The sequence below is a fragment of the Dolichospermum sp. LEGE 00246 genome (assembly GCF_015207865.1).
Lineage (GTDB): Bacteria > Cyanobacteriota > Cyanobacteriia > Cyanobacteriales > Nostocaceae > Dolichospermum > Dolichospermum heterosporum.
The window spans coordinates 1-7286 of record NZ_JADEWA010000276.1 but is presented as its reverse complement, the minus strand read 5'-3'; the positions used below and the strand labels follow the sequence as shown (position 1 = coordinate 7286).

The window sequence follows — 7286 nt, the reverse complement described above, 5'->3', positions numbered from 1 at the left end:
TAGATGAAACTGAAAGAAAGAAACTTGAGGATATCGCCCAAGGTTGGGGAATGAGTCTTTCGTCAGCCTTAAAAAGATTAGTTAGAGAGAAATAAAATGTTGAAAAGATTTAATGACCCGCATCATGATCGAGAATATTGGAAGCGGTTAAAACCGCACGGGTAGGCTTTCCCCCGCGCTCTAAAGAGACGCGGCTCCCAGCCTTCCCGCGATCCCCTGGTGGTCTAAATTCTTGAAAACTGCTGTAAGATTCTTGTTCAGATGACCTATACCATTGCTGGCTGAATCATTTTTGACAAGCATAACTTCCCGAAAAAGCCCGGTAGGCTTTTAACGTCTGTGCTGACACACCATACTTTTTTATTTACGCCAGCACCAATGTTTTGTTTTCCTGTTTAATAGCAAAACGATTAACTGGACGACGTAAACCAAGATTTTCACGCAACGTGCTACCCTCGTATTTAGTACGGAATAGTCCACGTTTTTGCAGAACAGGAACAACTAAATTTACAAACTCATCCAACCCTGTAGGCAGAATAGGAGGCATAATATTGAAACCATCAGCAGCACCATTGATAAACCATTCTTCTAATTGGTCAGCAATGGTTTCAGGAGTACCCAAAATAGTCCGATGACCCCGTGCAGTCGCCAAAGATAGATACAACTGACGTAGGGTAAAACCACCGCGATTAGCTAAGTCTGTCACCAGTTTCAAGCGACTCTTATTATTGTTAGTATCGCTGGGTAATTCCGGTGCTAAATCATCAAAAGAGTATTGTGATAAATCCACACCTTTGTAATAATTTTTGAGGATTCCCCAAGCTACATCGGGATGAATTAAAGATTGCAAAAACTCGTATTTCTCTTGAGCTTCTTCTTCAGTTCGTCCAATGATGGGGAAAGCACCAGGCATGATTTTAAGATCATCTGGGGAACGTCCATATTTTGCTAACCTTCCTTTGACATCTGTATAGAATGCTTGAGCATCAGCTAAAGTTTGATTAGCTGTAAAAATTACCTCAGCAGTACGAGCAGCTAAATCTCTCCCTGGTTCAGAAGCACCAGCTTGAACAATGACTGGATAACCTTGGGGTGGACGGCTAACATTTAAAGGACCCCTAACAGAAAAATGGTTGCCCTTATGATTCAATGTGTGCAGTTTGTCGGCATCGAAATAAACACCAGATTCTCGATCACGAATGAAGGCATCATCTTCCCAACTATCCCACAATCCTTGCACCACTTCCACAAACTCTTCAGCCCGTTCATAGCGTTGGCTGTGTTCTGGATGATGTTCCAGTCCGAAATTAGCCGCCGCATTTTCATTCCCTGTGGTGACTACATTCCACCCTGCACGGCCATTACTCAAGTGATCCAAGGAAGCAAACTTCCGTGCCAATGTGTAAGGATCTTCGTAGGTAGTGGAAGCAGTGGAAATAAAACCGATGTTTTTGGTGACGGAGGATAAAGCCGAAAAAAGCGTCACAGGTTCAAAATGAGCAATTTTACCGTTACGAATCTGAGTTTCAGGAGAACCACCCCAAATTCCTGGACTATCTGCTAGAAATACTGCATCAAATAATCCACGTTCCGCAGTTTGAGTAATTTCTTTATAATGCTCAAAATTCAGACCTGCATCTATTTGTGTATTGGGATGTCGCCATGCAGAAATATGATGTCCAGTAGCTTGAATAAATGCACCTAACCGAAACTTACGTTTTGCGCTCATATATTTTTTCTTCCTTCGTGTCCTATTCCTTCGGAACGCTACGCGAACGTTCCTTCGTGGTTCAATCAATTCAGTCTTCTTCTGAAGAACCGAAAGTAATAAATTTAGGACTTACGCACAAGTCACTGAAAAACGTTCGCGGAGCGTGGCGTTAGCCATACCACAGAGGCACAGAGTTCACAGAGAAATGAGGTTTTGAGAGATATTTTGCGTAAGTCCTGAAATTTTTGTGTAATGGCAATTACTTAGACTGCTGCTAATACCTTTTGATATTGATTAACCGGACGAGATAAACCCAGATTTTCCCGCAGAGTTGTTCCTTCATACTCATTGCGAAATAATCCCCGCCGTTGTAACTCAGGAATTACTAAGTCAACAAAGTCATCGAGTCCACCAGGAAGATAAGGTGGCATAATATTGAAGCCATCAGCAGCATCATTGAGAAACCAGCTTTCTAGTTGATCTGCAATTTGTACTGGTGTACCGATAATTGTCCAATGACCACGCGCTCCCGCAATCCATTGATAAAGTTCCCGAATGGTAAAATTGTGTTTGCGAGCAATATCAATTAATAATGCTTGGCGGCTTTTGTTATCATTGGTTTCTGGTAAATCTGGCAGTGGTTCATCAAGGGGATAAGAGGAAAGATCCGTGCCTATAAGTCCCTGTAATAGAGCCAAACCAACTTGAGGATGAATTAAATCCTGTAGTTCCTGATACTTGGCTTTTGCCTCTGCCTCTGTGATACCAACTACGGGAAAGACTCCGGGCATAACCTTGAGTTGGTCTGGTGTGCGTCCATATTTTGCTAATCTACCTTTAACATCTGCATAGAAGGCTTGAGCATCTTCTAGAGTTTGTTGAGCAGTAAATATAACTTCCGCAGTCCTACCCGCAAGTTCTTTACCATCTTCAGAAGAACCTGCTTGCACAATTACAGGATATCCTTGGGGCGGACGGGCGATGTTCAATGGTCCACGCACGGAAAAAAATCTGCCTTTATGGTTAAGTTCATGTATTTTATTGGGGTCGTAATAAAAAGCTGTTTCCTTATCACGGACAAAAGCGTCGTCTTCCCAGCTATCCCACAAACCTTTGACTACATCAATAAATTCGTGGGCGCGAATATAACGATCTGCGTGAATAGGATGGTTTTCTAAACCGAAATTACCGGCTGTTTCACTACTACCAGTTGTGACTACATTCCAGCCCGCTCGCCCTCCAGAAATATGATCTAAGGAAGCAAATTTGCGTGCGAGAATATACGGATCTTCATAGGTGGTAGAGGCTGTGGCGATAAAACCAATGCGTTCTGTCACCGCAGACAAGGCTGAGAAGAGGGTGACAGGTTCAAAGTCTCCACCGAAGGCTGTGCGTCCTTCCGCACCACGGCGTTGTTGTAAGGCTAAACCGTCAGCGAGAAAAAATGCGTCAAATTTACCGCGCTCGGCTGTCTGGGCTATCTGTTTATAATGCTCAAGGTTAAGAGCGCCATTACTCTGTGCTTGAGGATGTCGCCAAGCTGCTACGTGCTGACCTGCTCCGGGTAAAAATGCACCTAGTCTTAGTTGTTTTTGTTGTTTGCTCATATTAGACTCAAAGTAATATTTTTTACTAAATGAATATAGGATGATAAAAATTTTCTGGTCTGGCAGTTGTCATATATATCAATGTGACTACCGCATATTTATTGATTTGGAAAGCTTTTTCAACTCCTTAGCCATAGTTGTAGGCATTAGCGTTAGTGGTGGGTTGCCGATAAAACTACTGTATCTCGACTGATTTATCGTAGATTAATAGTAGAATCTCATAACTCTCATGAAAAAGCAAGTACCTTTTTAGAAAAAATATGGTGAACTAAATTTATTGCCAGCTAATTGTTAGATATTCTAAGTATTTGATGACTCTAGGGTGGGCAGAGTGGGCGATAGCGAAACGCTGCTGCAAGCAGGTCGCTCAATTTGAATACAACGTATAGTTCAAATGCACTATTTAACTACTGAGTGCAAATACAGTAGAGTATAAAAGACAAGTATGAAAACTCCAAAGTATAAGTAGTAAATCAATACTGCTCGGTTAAGCCTCGAAAAGTCCTTGCTACGATGCGGTCTTTTCTGACCCAGGTTGGGACGGTCTACCACTTCTTCTAACATACCTCTAAGATACAAGGTTGGGTAGAACGAAGTGAAACCCCTCCAATGATATGGTATTAGATTTGTGACTTATAGTCCGTGGACTCATAATCTACATTCACGGACAATAAATTTTGGTTCATTATTTTCTATTCATGAAATAGGAATGCTGATTATATATGGAAAAAACACTCGTTACTGCCGTGGCTTCAACGGTTAAGCATTTTCGTAAGATAAACAGTATGAGTCAAGAGGAGCTTGCTGATAATGCAGGTCTCGACAGAACCTATATTTCAGGCGTTGAAAGAGGTGTTCGCAATATCACACTTGATTCATTAGAGCAGATAATTAATGCTCTTGGGATAGACATTTTGACATTTTTTACCAAGCTATTTGAGTATTTAGGTGATATAAAAAGTGAAATCTAAGGCAAAAAAAAGGGGCATATCTCGCTGTCCTAAATTACTCGATACGAAAATTTACAAAACAGGGCAAACCAGGGGTGCCGATGATGATGTTATATACCAAAATCGTGTTTCAAGAACTAGCACAGTATTAATTCCATATGTTCTTTGGCCTAGTTACGCTAATCCTCCTAATGGTGAATTAAACTTTGAAAATGGATTCATTGTTATTATTAGTCCAGAAACTTACTTCTGCAACGATAACATCGATCAAGACCTTAAATCATATGGACTCTATCTCGGCATAAATACTCTGGTATTTTATGAAACTCGAACTGATTGGAATAAGTATAATCCTGAAATAATGGGGTGGACTGCCGCGCAATCCAGACGAGAACGACTTGGTGGACAATATGTAGCAAGAGTACCTGCAACAACTTCTGTAGAAAATGGAGGAAAGATTATACGTGGATTTAATACAACATCTTCAAAAGGTGCAGGCATTAGGTTATATGAATATGCAAGCTCAGAAATGATTTCAAATTGTCGTCTTCAGCTTGAGTTTTTTTACTGGTGTTGTTTCGACTCAGAAAATACCTCTATAGAAAATGGCATGAGTGCTGATGATATTAGGCAAAGGAAGGAATATATTCAATCAGAGTGCCAAAAGTTTGATCTATTGGATAGACATAAATTAATAGAGGCACGTATTATCAATCAAGATGGATTAACTATTTGCCCACTTTGCTTAGAGAAGCTTTCAAGTCGAGGATTCTTTAGTCGCTTAGAGCAAGCAGAAGGACGAAAAGTTCCAGATTTAACAGTCACTCAGATCAATCTTTTTCATATTGAAGAGTTGAAGTATGGGGCTTACAATCATAGACCATACAATCTTGGCTGGGGTCATCATCACTGTAATGTAGTGGTAAAAGACTCAGGCATTACCGAAACTATCGAGTGGATGTATAGAGTTGTTAAGGTAAACATTGATAATGGCTATTTTACTCCTGAAAACAAATCAAGTTGATGAACAAAAGTTGATCTTTTATTTTCTTGTGGTTGGTAGCTGTACTCTTTTCCATTCCGGTTGATAGATTCTACTTCTAGGCGTGTAGCGATAGCTTCTACCCATCTTTTGTCAATCTCAAGTGAAATAGTGCGCCTACCAAGATTAAGAGATGCTAAGGCAGTATTACCTGAACCCGCAAAACAATCTAAGACTATATCTCCTGGATAAGTTGTTGCCTCAATTGCATGTTCAAGCATCGCTAACGGCTTCTCGGCTGGATGTTTACCTTTATAAGGTCGAACAGAAGGAAACGTCCAGATATCAGTAAATTCTTTAGAAGCATCAACGGCAAAGACTCGGATAACATCTTCATATGGTGGCATATATTTTATTTTGCCCGTTCCAAGTATTGCAGAGCATACTTTTTCATACTGTTCTCTACTTGGAGTGTTGCGGCCAGCTTCCCAATTAGAAACTGCACCACCGTGATTGACTTTTCCATAAGCACCAATCATAGCAGTAAGTTCTTTTAGTGATAATCCTGCGGCTTGACGCATATCACGAAGAAACTGGGCAAAAGTTGAGCGGAAAAGATTCCCTTCAACTGCTGGTTCAGCAAAAATAATCCTTTCAGAATGAGGATACCATTGTCGAAGTGCCTCTTTTTTCATTTTTCCTTTCCAACCGTCAAATCCCGGTTCGTTTGGTTTAGTCCAAACAATATGAGAAAGTACATTAAATTTTTTTGAAAATAGGACTTCAAGTCGAGCAGACATTGAAGAATCACAAAAACAAAATAGTGATCCATTTGGTCGCAGCACTCGATACCACTCAGAAGAATAGGACTCCATCCAGTCAAGATAATGCTCATCTTCTTGGAATTGGGTATCTCCGTAAATATTGTGTTTTTTTGTACAGTGGTAAGGTGGATCTGTCAAAATCAGTGATATTGTGTTACTTGGTATCTTACGGATTAAATCTAATGAATCACCTTCTGCGAGAATTCCATGAGGGGTAGAAGCTCGAATACTATCTGATAATGTAAGGGTAATTTGTTCAAAATCCTGCGCTCTTGTAGACATCTGTTAGTAATGATTTATGATAAAGTGACTTATAGTCTACAGCTTTAATTCAAAAAAATCAACCCCCCAGATTCTCTACCACTTCTTCTAACATACCTCTAAGATACAAGGTTGGGTTGTAGAACGTAAACGTTCGCGGAGCAATTGGAACGAAACCCAACGAAATCCTTGGTAATGTTGGGTTTCGCTGTCGCTCAACCCAACCTACATTTCCTTAACCGACAAGTAATAATTGACACTCCCCGGTCTAAAGACACGGGGATTCTTAATCGAATAATTGCAAACACAACTGCTCGAATAATATCCGCTTTTCAGGTATTACCTTAGATGTACGGTTCCCCGCCTGATGCCGTTTGCCATTTCTGGCGGCATCGTTGCATAAAAGGGCGTTACTTTCTCCCAGTCCAGGAGTAGGCACTAACGATTGGTGCGTCGGCTTTTTACGTCTGTTGCTGACGAATTTCAAATTAGCTCTTCGTAAAATTGTCCGAGAAGCCTGAGCTAAATTGCCTTGTAAAACATCTGAATTAATTCGGCTATACCATTCAGACTCAGAACGTAGTTCAGTTGTTCTCTTGCCTTGAATATCAGTCGCACTACCCCAGGTTAAACCATGCTTCTTACTATTTTTTGTTAACCCAGAGGACATTACACCATGCTTAACGACGGGGCAGGTCAAAGGGCAATAAGAGCCATATTCAATACGAGTATCTAAGTCTGAAAATGCACCATATTGGTAAATTACTGACTCGTCTGATTTCTGGTTATTAGTTTCAAATCCGCGCTGACGTTCTGCCAAACAATAATTTCTGTGTTTCCGTAAAGTAACAAGCCACTCAGACATTAAGGCTTGTTGCCCAATAGATGGTTGTAGCTTGAATCTCCAGCGTATTTGCACAGGTTTATTTTGTTGATGTGATTGACGATATA

At 40.6% G+C, this 7286-nt stretch carries 6 protein-coding genes and 1 pseudogene; 3 read left to right on the top strand and 4 right to left on the bottom strand.

The features are described from left to right. Window positions 1-364: 364 nt before the first annotated feature. Both IQ228_RS17110 and IQ228_RS17105 read right to left on the bottom strand, forming a co-directional pair. Window positions 365-1729, bottom strand: coding sequence for an LLM class flavin-dependent oxidoreductase (locus IQ228_RS17110; RefSeq protein WP_193963682.1), 1365 nt, complete (start codon window positions 1727-1729; stop codon window positions 365-367). A 245-nt stretch (window positions 1730-1974) separates the two neighbouring features. Continuing rightward, complete coding sequence (locus IQ228_RS17105; RefSeq protein ID WP_193963680.1) at window positions 1975-3318, bottom strand: LLM class flavin-dependent oxidoreductase; 1344 nt, start codon at window positions 3316-3318, stop codon at window positions 1975-1977. Window positions 3319-3358: 40 nt separating this feature from the next. On the opposite strand from IQ228_RS17105, the gene IQ228_RS17100 reads away from it, so the two are divergent. The 3 genes from IQ228_RS17100 (at window position 3359) to IQ228_RS17090 (ending at window position 5292) form a co-directional block, all read left to right on the top strand. Next, entirely contained in the window at window positions 3359-3511 is a 153-nt protein-coding gene (locus IQ228_RS17100) for a hypothetical protein (RefSeq protein ID WP_193963678.1), read from the top strand. A gap of 529 nt (window positions 3512-4040) precedes the next feature. Further along, window positions 4041-4289, top strand: a complete 249-nt coding sequence (locus IQ228_RS17095) for a helix-turn-helix domain-containing protein (protein WP_193963676.1) — start codon at window positions 4041-4043, stop codon at window positions 4287-4289. Beyond that, window positions 4279-5292: a BstXI family restriction endonuclease gene (locus IQ228_RS17090; protein ID WP_193963674.1), complete on the top strand. Its 1014-nt coding sequence runs from the start codon at window positions 4279-4281 to the stop codon at window positions 5290-5292. Before IQ228_RS17095 ends, IQ228_RS17090 begins: the two co-directional genes overlap by 11 nt. Here IQ228_RS17090 and IQ228_RS17085 read toward each other — a convergent pair. Next, window positions 5262-6356, bottom strand: a complete 1095-nt coding sequence (locus tag IQ228_RS17085; RefSeq protein ID WP_193963672.1) for a DNA methyltransferase — start codon at window positions 6354-6356, stop codon at window positions 5262-5264. The genes IQ228_RS17090 and IQ228_RS17085 overlap by 31 nt on opposite strands. Before the next feature lie 265 nt (window positions 6357-6621). Then, window positions 6622-7286 (bottom strand): annotated as a pseudogene (locus IQ228_RS17080) (hypothetical protein); the annotation flags it as partial.